The organism is Nonomuraea sp. NPDC050547, assembly GCF_044457345.1.
In the GTDB taxonomy this organism is placed as follows: Bacteria; Actinomycetota; Actinomycetes; order Streptosporangiales; family Streptosporangiaceae; genus Nonomuraea.
This window is the reverse complement of record NZ_JBITGW010000002.1, coordinates 319920-335261: the sequence shown is the minus strand read 5'-3', so window position 1 is coordinate 335261 and position 15342 is coordinate 319920. Positions and strand designations below refer to the sequence as shown.

Genomic DNA, 15342 nt, shown 5'->3' with positions numbered 1-15342 from the left:
TCTGTCCTTGCTTGGCTGATCATCGGAGCTCGTGTCGTGTCCCCCCTCTCGTCTCCCGCCGCCGTCCACGCCGCCGATCTCGTCGTCTTCGGCGGGACCGGCGACCTGTCCATGCGCAAGCTGATCCCGGCGCTGTACCACAGCGACAGGGACGGCCGCCTGGCGCCAGAGACCCGCGTCATCGCCATGTCCCGGGGCGGGCTCACCGACGCCGACTTCCGCGGCAAGGTCGACGCCGAGGTACGCGACCAGGTCCCCGTCGACGACCCGGCCGTCTGGCAGCGCTTCCTGGGCCGCCTGCACCACGTGTCGGTGGACGTCGGCGGCCCCTCCGGCAACCCGGACAAGTCCGGCTGGGCCGAGCTGTCGAAGCAGCTCGCCGGGCACGAGCAGCGCGACCGCGTCTTCTATCTGGCCAGCCCGCCCATGACGTTCGGCCCGTTCTGCCGCGAACTGCACGAGGCCGGCCTGGTCACCCCGCAGTCGCGGGTGGTGCTGGAGAAGCCGCTCGGCCGCGACCTGCCCAGCGCCCAGCGCATCAACGACGAGGTCGGCGCGATCTTCGACGAGCACCAGATCTTCCGCATCGACCACTACCTCGGCAAGGAGACCGTGCAGAACCTGCTCGTGCTCCGCTTCGCCAACGCCTTCCTGGAGCCGATCTGGAACTCCCTCTGGATCGACCACGTGCAGATCACCGTCGCCGAGACCGTCGGCACGCCCGGCCGCCGCGGCTACTACGACCAGGCGGGCGCGCTGCGCGACATGGTCCAGAACCACCTGCTGCAACTGCTCACGCTCACCGCGATGGAGCCCCCGGCGCGCAACGACCGCGAGTCCATCCGCGACGAGAAGGTGAAGGTGCTGCAGGCGCTGCGCCCCATCCAGGAGAGCAGCGAGGTCGACCGCTTCACCGTCCGCGGCCAGTACACCGCTGAGAGCGCGATGGTGGGCTACCTCGACGAGCCCGCCTCCACCCCGCCCACCGAGGACTCCAAGCGGGTCGAGACGTTCACCGCCATCCGCGCCGAGATCAAGAACTGGCGCTGGGCGGGCGTGCCGTTCTACCTGCGCACCGGCAAGCGCATGCCGCGCCGCGTCTCGGAGATCGTGGTGCAGTTCAAGGACGTGCCGCACTCCATCTACCCCGGCGGCTCGCCCAACCGCCTGGTGCTGCGCCTGCAGCCGGAAGAGGGCATCGAGCTGCACATCATGGCCAAGGAGCCGGGCGCGGGCGAGACCACGCTCAAGCCGGTGCCGCTGTCGCTCAGCTTCGGCCAGACCTTCACCGCCCGCGTCCCCGAGGCCTACGAGCGCCTCCTGACCGACGTGCTGGCCGGCAACCCGACGCTGTTCATGCGCCGCGACGAGGTCGAGGCCGCCTGGCGCTGGATCGACCCGATCCTGGCGGCCTGGGAATCCTCTCCCGAACCGCCCGAGCCCTACCCCGCGGGCACCGCCGGCCCCGCGGGCGCCCACGAACTGCTCGGCCGCAGCGGCCGGGCCTGGCACGAGGAGGCGTGATGACCCACCGGGAGATCCAGGAGATCACTGACCGGATCGCCGAGCGCAGCGCCGCCAGCCGTACCGCCTATCTGGCGCGCATCCGCCGCGACGGCGAGGCCGCCCGCGCCAAGGGCCCCGCCCGCGCGCACCTCGGCTGCGCGAACCTCGCGCACGGATTCGCGGCCGCCTCCGCCGAGGACAAGCCCCTCCTCCGCGGTACGGCCAAGCCCGGCGTCGCCATCGTCACCAGCTACAACGACATGCTCAGCGCCCACCAGCCGTACGAGACCTACCCGCCGGAGCTGAAGAGGGCGGTGCGCGCGGCCGGAGGCGTGGCGCAGGTCGCGGGCGGCGTGCCGGCCATGTGCGACGGCATCACCCAGGGGCGCGCCGGCATGGAGCTGTCGCTCTACAGCCGCGACGTGATCGCCATGTCCACGGCCATCGCGCTGTCGCACGACATGTTCGACGCGTCGCTGCTGCTGGGCGTCTGCGACAAGATCGTGCCGGGCCTGTTCATCGGCGCGCTGCACTTCGGGCACCTGCCGGCGATCTTCGTCCCGGCCGGGCCGATGGGCTCCGGGCTGCCGAACAAGGTCAAGGCGCGCACCCGGCAGCTGTTCGCCGAGGGCAAGGTCGGCCGCACGGAGCTGCTGGAGGCCGAGGCCGCCTCCTACCACTCCCCCGGCACCTGCACCTTCTACGGCACCGCCAACTCCAACCAGGCGCTCATGGAGGTCATGGGCCTGCACCTGCCCGGCTCCACGTTCGTCAACCCGCACACCGAGCTGCGCCACGCCCTGACCGAGGCGGCCGGGCGGCGGGCCGTGGAGATCACCGCGCACGGCTCCGAGTACACCCCGATCGGCGAGCTCGTCGACGAGAAGTCGATCGTCAACGCCTGCGTGGCGCTGCTGGCCACCGGCGGCTCCACCAACCACACGCTGCACCTGGTGGCCATGGCCGCCGCCGCGGGCATCGTGCTGACCTGGGACGACCTGGCCTGCCTGTCAAAGGTCGTGCCGTCGCTGACCAAGATCTACCCCAACGGCCAGGCGGACGTGAACCACTTCCGCGACGCCGGCGGCATGCAGGTGCTCATCGGCGACCTGCTCGACCACGGGCTGCTGCACGGCGACGTGCTGACCGTGGCCGGGCGCGGGCTCGACCACTACCGCTCGGCCCCGTCGCTGAAGGACGGCGCGCTGGTCTGGGAGGAACGCACCAAGGGCAGCTCCGACCTCGGCGTGCTGGCGCCGGTCGCGGCGCCGTTCGCGGCCGACGGCGGGATCCACATGGTCGAGGGCAACCTCGGCTGCGCCGTCAGCAAGGTGTCGGCGGTCAAGCCCGAGCACCTGGTCATCGAGGCTCCGGCCAAGGTCTTCGACGACCAGCTCGACCTGCTGGCCGCCTTCGAGGCCGGCGCGCTGGACGGGCAGGACTTCGTGGCGGTCATCCGCTACCAGGGGCCCTCGGCCAACGGCATGCCCGAGCTGCACAAGCTGACGCCGCCGCTGGCCGTACTGCTCGACCGGGGACAGAACGTGGCGATCGTCACCGACGGCCGGATGTCCGGCGCGTCGGGGAAGGTTCCCGCGGCCATCCACCTGTCGCCGGAGGCCGCCGACGGCGGGGCCATCGCGCTCGTGCGCGAGGGCGACGTCATCCGGCTCGACTCCGCCGCCGGGACCCTGGAGGTGCTGGCGGACCTGTCGGGACGCGAGCCGCAGGGGCGGGCGCTGAGCGACGCCGAGTGGGTGGGGACGGGACGTGAGCTGTTCGCCGCCTTCCGGCGGATGGCCGGGCCGGCCGAGTACGGGGCCGGCGTCTTCGGGGTGAGCGGGGCCGAGCAGCCCGAGCACGGGCCGGGCCTGGGCTTCGCCGCGCCGGCCGGGGCCGCGCACGCGGAGGCCACGCCGTCCCGGCTGAAGGTCATGGAAGAGCACGCCCGCCACGCCGCGGAGCACGCCGGTGGGTGAGCTTCCGTGGCTGGTCGCCGACGTCGGCGGCACCAATGCCAGGTTCGGGCTCGTCACCGCGCCGGGCGAGGCTCCCTCGCACGTCGCGGTGCTGGCCGGGGCCGATCACGCGAGCCTTCCGGATGCCGTAGCCGCCTATCTCGCGGATCACGCGGGCGGAGTGCGGCCGGGGGCGGCGTGCGTGGCGGTCGCGGGGCCGATCGGCGGTGACTCCTACCGGCTGACGAACCTGCCGTGGTCGGGGTCGGTCAGGGACCTGGGTGTGCCGAACGCGGTGCTGCTCAACGACTTCGAGGCGCTGGCCGTGTCCCTGCCCCACCTGGGCGACGGCGACCTGGCCGGGCTCGGCGGGCCGGCGCCGGGCGACGGGATCAAGGCGGTGCTCGGGCCGGGGACCGGGCTCGGGGTGGCCGGGCTGGTGCCGGGCGACCATGGCTGGATCCCGGTGCCGGGCGAGGGCGGCCACGTCAGCGTCCCGGTGCACGACGAGCGCGAGCAGGAGATCGTCGCCGCGCTGCGTGCGCAGGGGTTGCGGCACGTCGAGGCCGAGCACGTGCTGTCCGGACCCGGGCTGGCGCGCCTGTACCGGGCGCTGGCGCTGGTCAACGGCGCCGCCCCCGTCGACGGGCTGAGCGCCTCGGAGATCGTGGCCCGCGACGGTGACCCGCTGTGCGCCGAGACCGTGGACGTCTTCTGCGCCATGCTCGGCACCTTCGCCGGGAACGTCGCGCTCACCCTGGGCGCCCGGGGAGGCGTCTACATCGGCGGCGGCGTGCTCCCCCGTATCGTGGAGCGCGTGCGAGCCAGCGCCTTCCGCCGGCGGTTCGCCGCCAGCCCCAGCATGTCCGGGTACCTGTCGTCGATCGCCACCACGCTGATCGTCGCGCCGCAGCCGGCGCTGACGGGGGCGGCGGCCTGGCTGACCCAGCAGCTTTCGAGGAGAAGTGTCTATGAGCCTGCTTGATCTCGCCCCTGTCGTGCCCGTCGTGGTGATCGACGACGTGGAGACGGCGGTCCCGCTCGCGCGGGCGCTCGTCGCGGGCGGGCTTCCGGTCATCGAGGTGACCCTGCGTACGGCTGCCGCCCTGGAGTCGATCGCGCGCATCGCGGCGGAGGTTCCGGACGCGGTGATCGGCGCCGGGACCATCCGGTCGGCGGCCGACATCGCGGCGGCCGCCGGGGCCGGGTCGAAGTTCCTGGTCTCCCCCGGCACGACCCCGGCGCTGGCCGAGGCGCTGCTGGGGTCCGGCGTGCCGTTCCTGCCGGGGGCGGCGACCGCTTCGGAGGTCATGGCGCTGGCGGAGCGGGGCGTCAAGGAGCTCAAGTTCTTCCCGGCCGAGGCGGCGGGCGGCCTGCCGTACCTGAAGAGCCTGGCGGGACCGCTGCCGGACGTGCGGTTCTGCCCGACCGGCGGGATCAGGCCGGCCACCGCTCCCGACTACCTGGCGCTCCCGAACGTGGGCTGCGTGGGCGGCACGTGGCTCACGCCCGCCGACGCCCTGGCCGCCGGGGACTGGGCGCGGGTGGAGAAGCTCGCCGCGGAGGCGGCCGCGCTGCGTCCCTGAAAGATCAGCCGAGGCGGGCGAGGGCGGCGGAGATGGCCTGGGCGGCGCCTCTGACGGAGATGCCGAGGCGGGCCAGGGGCAGGGCGACCGCCGGTCCCGCCACCGAGATCGACATGGCCACCTTGCCCGCCGCGTCGAACACCGGCGCCGCCACGCAGGCCACCCCGTCGGCGAACTCCTCCTGGGCGTACGCGACGCCGTAGTGGCGCACGCGGGCGAGTTCGCGGTCCAGGCCGGTCAGGCTGGTGATGGTGCGGCGGGTCAGGCGCGGCGGGCTGCCCTGGTCGGCGAACGACTGGCGCAGCCCTGAGTCGTAGGCGAGCAGCGTCTTGCCGATGGCCGTGCAGTGCAGCGGCGCCCGGTCCACGCCGTCGGAGGGCGAGGGAACCCGGTTGTGGCCGTAGACCCGCTCGACGTACTCGGCTTCCAGGCCCGACAGGACGGCCAGGTTGACCGTCTGTCGGGTGGTCTCGTACAGATACAGCAGGTACGGCAGGACGGCCCGCCTGGTCCCCGGTATGCGGCCCCGGGCGTGGCCGAGCCGGGCGAGCAGGTCGCCGACGAGGTAGTCGGTGCCGGCCCGTTTGGCCAGGGACCGCGAGCACAGGACCGCGAGGATCCGGTGGGCGGTCGACTTGGGCAGGCCGGTGTTCCTGCACAGTTGCGACAGGCTGATCGGCTGCGCCGCGGCGCTGAGCGAGAAGAGGATGTCGATCCCCTTCTCGAGGCTGCCCGGCTGGGCGGCCTCCGGTGCGCGCCGGTGCTGCACGATCGACTTCCCCGGCATGTCCACCATCCTCATCCTCGCCAAGGAGAAGGAAGGGCTTCCCCCGGGGTGCGATCCATGGTTTCGGGTTTACCCGAACCAGGGATCAAGCACACCGTCCTTGCTAACGATTGTGAAACCTTCTGACCTGGCCGTTTGACGGGGAATAGGTGGGGAAGGGCGTGATTTATCCCCCACCAGAGGGCTGGTGTCGCCCATGCCCATCCCGTTTCCCTTCCTTGGCCGTGACCTGGCGGTGGATCTCGGCACCGCCAACACCCTCGTCTACGTCCGAGACCGCGGCATCGTGCTCGACGAGCCGTCCGTCGTGGCGATCAACACCCGCACCGACAAGATCGTCGCCGTCGGAGGCGACGCCAAGCAGATGATCGGCCGCACCCCCGGCTACATCGTCGCCATCCGCCCGCTCAGGGACGGTGTGATCACCGACCTGGAGATCGCCGAGCGCATGCTGCGCTCCTTCATCCAGAAGGTCCACCGCCGCCGCTACATCGTCCGCCCCCGCGTCGTGGTCGCCGTGCCCAGCGGCACCACCGGCGTCGAGCAGCGCGCCGTCAAAGAAGCCTGTTACGAGGCCGGCGCCCGCCAGGTCTACCTCATCGAGGAGCCGATGGCCGCCGCGATAGGCGCCGGCCTGCCCGTGCACGAGCCGGCCGGCAGCATGGTCGTCGACGTGGGCGGCGGCACCACCGAGGTGGCCGTCATCTCGCTCGGCGGCATCGTCAGCTCCACCTCCATCCGGGTCGGCGGCGACGAACTCGACCAGGCGATCATCGCCCACACCAAGAAGGAACACGGCCTCATGCTCGGCGAGCGCACCGCCGAGCAGCTCAAGATGAACATCGGCTCCGCCTACCCCGACGGGGAGGACCCGATGGCCGAGATCCGCGGCCGCGACCTGGTCAGCGGCCTGCCCAAGACCGTCCCGGTGAGCGCGGCGGAGATCCGCGCGGCGCTGGCCGAGCCGGTCAACGCCATCGTCGAAGCGGTCCAGGCCACCCTGGACGAGTGCCCGCCCGAGCTGTCGGGCGACCTGATGGACAGCGGCATCGCCCTCACCGGCGGCGGAGCGAAGCTGCTCGGACTCGACCGGCGGCTGTCGGAGGCCACCGGCATGCCGATCAAGCTGGTGGAGAACCCGCTGCAGTCGGTGGTGCTCGGCTCCGGCCGGTGCGTGGAGCAGTTCGGCCGCCTGAAGGACGTCTTCGTACCGGAGACCCGTCGCTGATCTGGAAGGAGGCGACCTGCGGATGCGCTCGGGGGCCGCCGAGAAGGAAGACGCATGAGACGGGGCCGGGGCGCGCTCGGCGGGAAACCGGGCCGGGGCAGGCTGGTGGTGGGCGTCCTCGTGCTGGCCGCTGCGCTGCTCATCGCCGCCGACCGGGAGGCCGCGCTGCAACCGCTGCTCACCGCGGGCGCCGCGGTGGCAGGACCGGTCGAGAGGGCGGTCTCCGGCCTGGCAGCCGGCGGCTCAGACAGCCGCCGGATCCGGGCGCTGGAGCAGGAGAACGCCCGCCTGCGGGCCGAACTCTGGACCCGCCCCCACCGGCCCGACCCCGCCACGCCAGGACCGCGCTTCGTCGCGGCCCAGGTCATCGCCTACGGCGGGCGGCAGGGCCTGTCCGCCACCGTCACCATCGACGCCGGCACCACCTCCGGCGTCCGTCCCGATCTGACCGTGCTCAACGGCGACGGCCTGGTGGGCAGGGTCGTCGCCGCCGGTCCCGGCACCGCCACCGTCCTGCTGGCCAGTGACGCCACCTCGGTCGTCGGCGCCCGCCTCCAGGGCGAGAAGCCGGGCGAGGTCGGCACCGTCACCGGCGGCGGCAAGCCCGGCGGCCTGCTGCGCCTGAACCTGCTCGACGCCGAGGCCCCGGTCTCGGCGGGCCAGAAGGTGGTGACGTTCGGCTCGCGGCGGATGGTGCCCTTCGCCCCGGGAGTCCCGATCGGCACCATCGTCAGCGTCTCGCCCGCCACCGATCCCCTCACCCGTACCGCTCTGGTCCGTCCGGCGGCCCGCCTCACCGCCCTCGACGCGGTCGCCGTCGTGATCCCGCCGGGGAGCGCGCCGTGATGCCCGCGCGGGCCTGGGCGGCGGTCGCGCTCGCGCCGCTGATCCAGGTGGTGCTGGTCAACCGGCTGTCGCTGCCCGGCGGCGTCACCCCCGACCTGACCCTGCTGGCGGTCCTGGCCGTCGCCCGCCTGCGGGGGCCGGTCGCGGGCGCGGTGGCCGGGTTCGCCGCGGGCGCCGTCCTGGACCTGATCCCGCCGGCCGTGCACCCGGTGGGGCGCGACGCGCTGGCCCTGTGCCTGGCCGGGTACGTCGCCGGCCACCTGCTCAGGCTGCCGGCCGTCGCCGCGTTCCCGCTGGGCGTGCTGGCCGGGCTGCTGTTCACCGCGGGCGTGCACGCGGCGCTCGGCGACCCGCGCGCCGGGGGCCCGGCGCTCGTCCACGTCCTCCCCCTGGCCGCCGCGTACACGGTGGCCGCGAGCCCCCTGGTCTGGTTCCCGATGCGGTGGAAGGCGCCCGATGCGTTCCCGGCTGCTGGTCTTGCACGTGCTGATCGCCTCCTTGCTGCTCATCCTGCTCATCCGGCTGTGGGACGTGCAGGTGCGCCACGGCGACGACTACGCCAGGGCCGCGGCGGAAGATCACGTCAGGCAGGTGGTCGTGCCGCAGGTCAGGGGCGGGATCCTCGATGACCGCGGCCGCCCGCTGGTGCGCAACCGCACCCGGCTGGCGGTCACGGTCGACCACGTGGCGCTGACCCGCCGCCGCGACGGCGGGCGCGCGGTGCTCGACCGGCTGGCCGCCGTGCTCGGCGTCCCGGCCGCGCGCCTGGCCGAGCAGGTCCGCCTGTGTACGGCCGGCGTCCGCCCCCCGTGCTGGCCCGGCTCGCCGTACCAGCCGATCCCCGTGGCGGGGGAGGTGAGCACGCGGGCGGCGCTGCAGATCGCCGAGCGGCCCGAGCTGTTCCCCGGCGTGAGCGCCGATCCCGTGCCGGTGCGCGAGCACCCGCGCGGCGAGCTTGCGGCGCACACGCTCGGCTACGTCGCGCCGTCGGGCGGCGGCGACCCGGCCAGCGGCATCGGCCTGTCCGGCCAGGAGGGGCTCGAGGCCCGCTACGACGCCGACCTGAGCGGGCGGCCGGGCCGGCGCGAGGTGGTCGTGGACACCACCGGCCAGGTCGTCAGGACGCTCGGCGAGACGCCGCCGGTGGCCGGGCACGACCTGGTGACCAGCATCGACGCCGAGGTGCAGGAGGTGGCCGAGCGGGCGCTGCGCCGGGCGGTGGAGGGGGCGCGCGGGCGGCGGCTGCCCGCGGACGCCGGCGCGGCGGTGGTCATGGACGTGCGGACGGGACGGGTGGTGGCGCTGGCCGCCCACCCGGGCTACGACCCCGACGTGTGGTCGGGCGGCATCTCCGGCCCCGCCTACCGTGAGCTGCGCGGCAGGCTGCAGCCCAAGGCGATCCAGGGCCAGTGGGCGCCCGGCTCCACCTGGAAGATCACCTCGGCCGCCGCGGCGGTGAAGGCGGGCTACGCGCTCGACGGGATCTACGGCTGCCCGGGGTCGTTCCGGGTGGGCGCCAGATCGTTCAGGAACTATCGCGGGATCCCGCTCGGCAGCATGCCGCTGAGCCGGGCGCTGACCGCCTCGTGCGACACGATCTTCTACCGGTTCGCCTACGAGATGTGGCTCAGGGACGGCGGTACGAAGCCGGTCAAGCGGCCCAAGGATCCGATGCAGAAGATGGCGGCGGCCTTCGGGTTCGGCAAGCGCACCGGGATCGACCTGCCCGGCGAGGCGGCCGGGCGGCTGCCGACGCGGGCGTGGAAGCGCGCGTTCTGGGCGCAGACCAGGAAGCAGTCGTGCAAGGAGGCCAAGCGGGCCAGGTCCGCCTACGTCCGGGCGATCGCGAAGGAGAGCTGCGTGGACGGGCACCGGTTCTGGGCGGGCGACGCGGCCAACTTCTCCATCGGCCAGGGCGACGTGCTGGTGACGCCGTTGCAGCTGGCCAGGGCGTACGCGGCGCTGGCCAACGGCGGCAGGCTGTTCACCCCGCGCGTGGGCAAGGCGGTCGTGCGGGCCGACGGCGGCGTGGTGCGGCGGATCAAGCCGAAGGTGGCCGGGCGGCTGCCGGTGCCGGGAAAGGTGCTCGCCTACATCCGTAAGGCGCTGGCCGAGGTGCCCAGGAGCGGGACGGCGGCCGGGGCGTTCGCCGGGTTCCCGCTGGACCGGCTGGCGGTGGCCGGCAAGACGGGTACGGCGGAGGCGTACGGCAAGAAGGACACCTCCTGGTTCGCCTCCTTCGCGCCGGCCGGCAAGCCGCGTTACGCCGTGGTGGTCGTGGTCTCGCAGGGCGGGACGGGCGCGTCGACGGCGGCGCCGGCCGTACGGGAGATCTGGTCGGGCATGTACGGGCTTGAGGGCAGGAAGGCGGCCCTGCGGTGAGGGCGCGGCGGCCCGACTGGGTGCTGGCCGTGGCGGCGGTGGCGCTGTGCGGGCTGGGCGCGGTGCTGGTGTGGTCGGCCACCGAGCCCCGGCTGCTGGACGCCGGGCAGGATCCGCTCACCTACCTCAAGCGGCAGCTCGTCAACATCGCCGTCGGGGTCGCGGTCATGGTCGCGCTCTCCGCCACGAGTCACCGGGTGCTGCGGGCGTACACGCCGTGGGCCTATCTGGGCGCCGTGCTCAGCCTGGCGGCGGTGCTGACGCCGCTGGGCCGTACCGTGAACGGGGCGCAGGCATGGCTCGGCCTCGGGCCCCTGCAGGTGCAGCCGTCGGAGCCGGCGAAGCTGGCGCTCGTGCTGGCGCTGGCCGCCGTGCTCGCCGAGCGGGACGACGGCGAGCGGCGGCCGCGCTGGACCCAGGTCGGGCTGGCGCTGGCCCTGGCCGCGCCGCCCGCCGCGCTCATCCTGCTGCAGCCCGACATGGGCACGTTCCTGATCCTGGCCGCGGTGGTGCTGGGCGCGCTGTTCGCCGCCGGGGTGGCGCTGCGGTGGCTGCTCGCGCTGAGCGGGTCGGCCGTCGCGGCGGGGGCCGCCGCCTGGTTCCTGGGACTGCTCCAGCCGCACCAGGTGAGCCGCCTCATCGCCTTCGCCGAGCCGGGGGCCGACCCGCTCGGCGCCGGCTACACCGCCAAGGAGGCGCTGGTCACGGTCGGCTCGGGCGGCGCGTACGGGCGCGGGTTGTTCAACGGCGATCAGACGGCCGGGCGGTTCGTGCCCGAGCAGCACACCGACTTCGTCTTCACCGTGGCCGGCGAGGAACTCGGCTTCCTGGGCTCGGCGCTGATCGTGGCCCTGCTGGCGGTGGTGCTGTGGCGCGGGCTGCGGATCGCGGGCCGCACGGGCTCGTTCGGCTGCGTCGCCGCGGCGGCGGTCGTGTGCTGGCTGGCGCTCCAGACGTTCGTGAACATCGGCATGGCGCTCGGGCTGGCCCCCGTGATCGGCGTCCCGCTCCCCCTCGTCTCGTACGGCGGGTCGGCCACGGTGGCCGCCTTGGCCGCGGTCGGCGTCCTGCAGTCGATCCACCGGGGCCATCCGCCCAAAGGCCACTGACCTGCGGTCTTCCCTGCCGGAACAGAGCCACGGAATTCGCACTCGGCGTTCCGTCGACCGAAACGGATGATTGCCTCATTGATGCCGAGGGATTCCCATCAATATCATGAGCGCCACAAGCCGGGCCATCGCCGACTGGATGCGGCTGCGGGACCTCACCACCGTCTTCGGCGGCCCGGGAGCCGACGGCGTCTTCCCCGGCGACGTCCGCCGCATCCGCGGCCTCCAGGAGGCCGTCGTGGTCGCGATGGCCGACGGGTACGCCTCCGTCACCGGCCGGCCCGTCCTCGTCGACCTCGGATGCGCGGCCCACGGGGCGGGCGCCGTGCTCGGGGCCGCCGCCAACCGCACCCCGCTCATCGTCACGACCGGGCCGGGGCAGGCCGGTGAGGGCCGCGAACCCGTCCGGCCCGCCGTCAAGTGGTCCTGCGCGCCCGCGCCGCGCGACGTGCCCGCCGCCCTGGAGTGGGCCTACCACGTCGCCCTCACCCCGCCGCGTGGCCCCGTGTTCCTGTCGCTGCCCACCGGCCTGGCCGCGACCGAGGCGGACCCGGCGCCCCCGGTCCGCCCCCTGGCCGCCGCGGCCGCCCCCGACCCGATCGCGCTGGCCGTCCTGGCCGAGCGGCTCGACCGCGCACGCTCGCCCGTGCTCGTCGTCGGCGCCGACGTGGACGCTTCGGGCGGCTGGGCGGCCGCGGTCGAACTCGCCGAGCGCTGCGCCCTGCCCGTCTGGGAGGCCTCGCAGTCCGGCCGCGTGTCCTTCCCGCAGTCCCATCCGCACTACCGCGGCGCCCTGCTCCCGGACGCCGGATCCGCCGCCCGCCAGCTCGCCGCCCACGACCTGGTCCTCGCCGCCGGCGTGCCCCCGCCGGAGGGCGTCGCCGCCGTCCTGCTCACCTCCGACCCGTCCTGCGCCGCCTTCGGCGACGTCATCGTGGGCGACGTACGGCAGGCGCTGACCGCCCTCGCCGAACTCACCAAGCTCAGGCAGGAGCCCCTGCCCGGCACCTGGCCGGCGCCCTCCCCCGCGCCCCGCGGCAGCCGTCCGATGAGCCTCGCCACCGCGTTGGCCGCGCTGGCCGAGGGCGCGCCCCCCGAGACGATCTGGGTCAGCGAGTCCCCGCCCAGCCGCCCCGTCTTCCACGACCAGATCAGGATCGACCGGCCCGGCTCGTTCCTGTGCGCGGCGGGCGGCGAGCCCGGACACGGCCTGCCCGCCGCCATCGGCGCCCAGCTCGGCGAACCGTCCCGCCCCGTCGTGGCCGTCGTCGGCGACGGGTCGCTGCAGCACGCCGTCGCCGCCCTGTGGAGCGCCGCCGCCTACCGGGTGCCGCTGACCGTCGTGGTCCTCACCGACGGCGCGCAGGCGATGCTGCGCTGGCTGTCGCGCCTCGACGGCGCGGGCCCCGGCGCCGACCTCTGCGCCATCGCCAAGGGGTACGGCGTCGCCGCCGGCCACGTGGAGTCCGGCGAGGCGCTCACCGCCGCGCTGCGCGTCGCGACCGCCTCCGACCTGCCCATGCTCGTCGAGGTCCCCGTGAACGGGCCTTAGCGTGGGCGCATCCAGGCCCGTGTGCACCGCCGCGCACCCTATTGAGCGGCGGGCACGACGGGAGGCCCGGCGGCGTCCCGGTCGACGTGGTTCGTGTCCGAGGCGCGCTTCCATGCCCGAGCCGGGGCGCCGCCGGCGCCCCGCTCCCCGCCTTCGGGAAAGGGGGTGATCGCATGAAGACGGGCTCCGGCGTCAGCTGGATCCGCTAGTCCACGCACCCTCCGGAGGGCCCCCGTACCGTGGTGGCGCCGATCCCCGGGGCGGGAGCCGTACCCTTCCCGCCGCGGCCGGACCCTCCGGAGCCTCAGAGCCCCGGCCTGCGATGAAACCCAGTGCGACGCCTGATCGTCTCTCAACCGTTAGAGTCTTGGGAGAAAAGGCATGCCGGGCGGAGGATCGGTCGGTTTGAGACGGCGGGATGACGACGGTGAGAGGGCGGCGAGGGTGGGAAAGCGCGGTCCGCTGACCCCCGACGACCCGTCCGAGATCGGCCCGTATGAGCTGGTCAAGCGCCTCGGCTCGGGCGGCATGGGCACCGTGTACCTGGCCAAGGGCGCCGACGGGTCCAAGGTGGCGCTGAAGGCGATCCGCCGCGACTTCGCCGCCGACCCGGTCTACCGGGCGCGCTTTCACGAAGAGGTGTCCAACGCGCGCAAGGTCGCCTCGTTCTGCACCGCGCGCGTACTCGACCACGGCGAGCACGACGGCCTGCTCTACCTCGTCACCGAGTACATCGACGGCGTCTCCCTGGAGGACCACCTCATCGAGCACGGCGCGCTGGAGCCGTCGGTGCTGCACGCGGCCGCCGTGGGCGTGGCGGCCGCGCTGACCGCCATCCACGCCGTCGGCCTGGTCCACCGCGACCTGAAGCCGGCCAACGTCATGCTCACCCTCGCCGGGCCGCGCGTGATCGACTTCGGATTGGCCCGTTCCACGCACGTCAACTCCCGCCACACCAACGCCGGCATGGTCATGGGCACACCCGGGTGGATCGCGCCCGAGCAGGTCTTCGAGGGGCGCACCAGCCCGGCGGGCGACGTGTTCGCGTGGGGCTCGCTGATCGCGTACGCGGGGCTGGGCGGGCACCCCTTCGGCGAGGGCGACGCCTACGTCATGGCCGCCCGCGCCAGGACCGCCCCGCCCGACCTGCGGGGGCTGCCCGCGCCGCTGGACCGGCTGGTGGCGGCGGCCATCCACCCCGACCCGGCGCGGCGGCCGGCGTCGCGGCAGCTGCTCCTGGAGCTCGTGGGCGCGGCCGACGAGCCCGCCGCCCAGCTGGCCGCCACCCGCCACCTGACCAGCATGTGGGACCCGGCGGTGGCCCAGAACCCGCCGGTACGCCCGGCCCCCTTCACCCCACCCCCGCACCCGGGCACCCCGGCCCAGCCCCCGCACCCCGGCGCCACAGGCCAGCCGCCGCACCCCGGCGCCCCGGGCCAGCCGCCGCACCCGGGCACCTCAGGCCAGCCGCCGCACCCGGGCCCCTCGGGCCGGCCCTCACGCCCCGGCGCCCCGGGCAAGCTCCCGCACCCCGGTCCTCCTGCGCAGCCAGGTCCCCCCGGCGCCCCCAGCCCCGCGGCCCCCGGCCGCGCCGCCCCTGGTGGGCCGGGCAGGCAGGGGCACTCGACCACGGGTCAGGGACCGCTGCCGGGGTCGGCGGGTCCCGGGCACGATCCGCGTACCGGGCCGCCCTTGCGTGATCCGCGGCGCTCCGGGCCCGGGGTGACCGGGCCGGTGCCGCTCGCCCAGCACTCCACGACCGGGCAGGGGCCGCTGCCCCGGCCTTCCGCCACCGGTCAGGGGCCGCTGCCGCCGCGTGGTTTCGGCGTACCCCAGCGATCGGCGCGCCGGGGGATGTCGGGATGCCTGATCGCCGCGGTGATCGTGCTGCTGGTGATCGTGCTGTTCATCTCGCTGATGGCGTGGATGTTCCGCGGCCCGTCGGCGGCGGGTGAGGGCGCGCCGGTCCAGGACGGCAAGCTGAAGTTCACCGTGACCGCCACCAAGTGCCCCAAACCCGCCAAGACCGCTGAACGCCGTCAGTGCCGCCTGTCCGTACGGGTGTCCAACATCGGCCAGGAGGCCAGGGTCCTCTACCCCGGCCAGCAGAAGCTGATCGACCAGGACGACGTCCTCCACGGCGCCGCCAGGCTCCTGGACAAGGCGGGCAAGGAGATCACCCCGATCCGCATCGACCCCGGCCAGTCGTTCACCGGAGCCCTGGAGTTCGACCTGCCCAAGACCGCCAGCGCGGAGAGCGTCGAACTGCACGACTCCGGCCTGAGCCGCGGCATACGCGTCGAACTCGGCTAGCTGTGCCGACCACGGAGGTGGGGTACGCGGCGGGCTCGGCGGCGACCGCCGCCTCGTGGCCGCGCAGGTGCGGGA

The 15342-nt window shown here is 74.3% G+C and carries 12 protein-coding genes; 11 read left to right on the top strand and 1 reads right to left on the bottom strand.

Features of this window, described 5'->3' with window-relative positions; all coding sequences use genetic code 11:
- The first annotated feature begins 36 nt into the window (after window positions 1-36).
- From zwf to eda, 4 genes are read left to right on the top strand one after another with little or no spacing between them, the layout of a single operon-like run.
- Window positions 37-1524, top strand: coding sequence for a glucose-6-phosphate dehydrogenase (zwf, locus tag ACIBHY_RS05995; protein WP_397306080.1), 1488 nt, complete (start codon window positions 37-39; stop codon window positions 1522-1524).
- The gene (edd, locus tag ACIBHY_RS05990) at window positions 1524-3485 is read left to right on the top strand and encodes a phosphogluconate dehydratase (protein WP_397306079.1); all 1962 of its coding nucleotides are present in this window, start codon (window positions 1524-1526) and stop codon (window positions 3483-3485) included. The genes zwf and edd overlap by 1 nt, the downstream gene beginning before the upstream one ends.
- Window positions 3478-4449, top strand: a complete 972-nt coding sequence (gene glk, locus ACIBHY_RS05985) for a glucokinase (RefSeq protein ID WP_397256353.1) — start codon at window positions 3478-3480, stop codon at window positions 4447-4449. Before edd ends, glk begins: the two co-directional genes overlap by 8 nt.
- Entirely contained in the window at window positions 4436-5050 is a 615-nt protein-coding gene (gene eda, locus ACIBHY_RS05980) for a bifunctional 4-hydroxy-2-oxoglutarate aldolase/2-dehydro-3-deoxy-phosphogluconate aldolase (protein WP_397256351.1), read from the top strand. Before glk ends, eda begins: the two co-directional genes overlap by 14 nt.
- A gap of 4 nt (window positions 5051-5054) precedes the next feature.
- Here the strand turns inward: eda and ACIBHY_RS05975 are convergent, their stop codons facing one another.
- Entirely contained in the window at window positions 5055-5837 is a 783-nt protein-coding gene (locus ACIBHY_RS05975; protein WP_397306078.1) for an IclR family transcriptional regulator, read from the bottom strand.
- A 196-nt stretch (window positions 5838-6033) separates the two neighbouring features.
- Here ACIBHY_RS05975 and ACIBHY_RS05970 point away from each other — a divergent pair, with 196 nt between their 5' ends.
- The 7 genes from ACIBHY_RS05970 to ACIBHY_RS05940 all read left to right on the top strand — a co-directional run bounded on the left by ACIBHY_RS05970 (window position 6034) and on the right by ACIBHY_RS05940 (window position 15267).
- Window positions 6034-7065: a rod shape-determining protein gene (locus ACIBHY_RS05970; protein WP_397256347.1), complete on the top strand. Its 1032-nt coding sequence runs from the start codon at window positions 6034-6036 to the stop codon at window positions 7063-7065.
- A 54-nt stretch (window positions 7066-7119) separates the two neighbouring features.
- Window positions 7120-7911: a rod shape-determining protein MreC gene (gene mreC, locus ACIBHY_RS05965; protein ID WP_397256345.1), complete on the top strand. Its 792-nt coding sequence runs from the start codon at window positions 7120-7122 to the stop codon at window positions 7909-7911.
- A complete protein-coding gene (gene mreD / locus ACIBHY_RS05960; RefSeq protein WP_397306247.1) occupies window positions 7911-8540 on the top strand; it encodes a rod shape-determining protein MreD in 630 nt (209 codons plus the stop codon). The genes mreC and mreD overlap by 1 nt, the downstream gene beginning before the upstream one ends.
- Window positions 8422-10293 carry a penicillin-binding protein 2 gene (mrdA, locus tag ACIBHY_RS05955; protein WP_397306246.1) on the top strand — a complete coding sequence of 624 codons (1872 nt, stop codon included), beginning with the start codon at window positions 8422-8424 and terminating at the stop codon, window positions 10291-10293. The genes mreD and mrdA overlap by 119 nt, the downstream gene beginning before the upstream one ends.
- The gene (gene rodA, locus ACIBHY_RS05950) at window positions 10290-11402 is read left to right on the top strand and encodes a rod shape-determining protein RodA (protein ID WP_397256343.1); all 1113 of its coding nucleotides are present in this window, start codon (window positions 10290-10292) and stop codon (window positions 11400-11402) included. Before mrdA ends, rodA begins: the two co-directional genes overlap by 4 nt.
- A gap of 106 nt (window positions 11403-11508) precedes the next feature.
- Window positions 11509-12954, top strand: coding sequence for a thiamine pyrophosphate-dependent enzyme (locus ACIBHY_RS05945; RefSeq protein WP_397306077.1), 1446 nt, complete (start codon window positions 11509-11511; stop codon window positions 12952-12954).
- A gap of 444 nt (window positions 12955-13398) precedes the next feature.
- Window positions 13399-15267, top strand: a complete 1869-nt coding sequence (locus tag ACIBHY_RS05940; protein WP_397306076.1) for a protein kinase — start codon at window positions 13399-13401, stop codon at window positions 15265-15267.
- Window positions 15268-15342 lie beyond the last annotated feature (75 nt).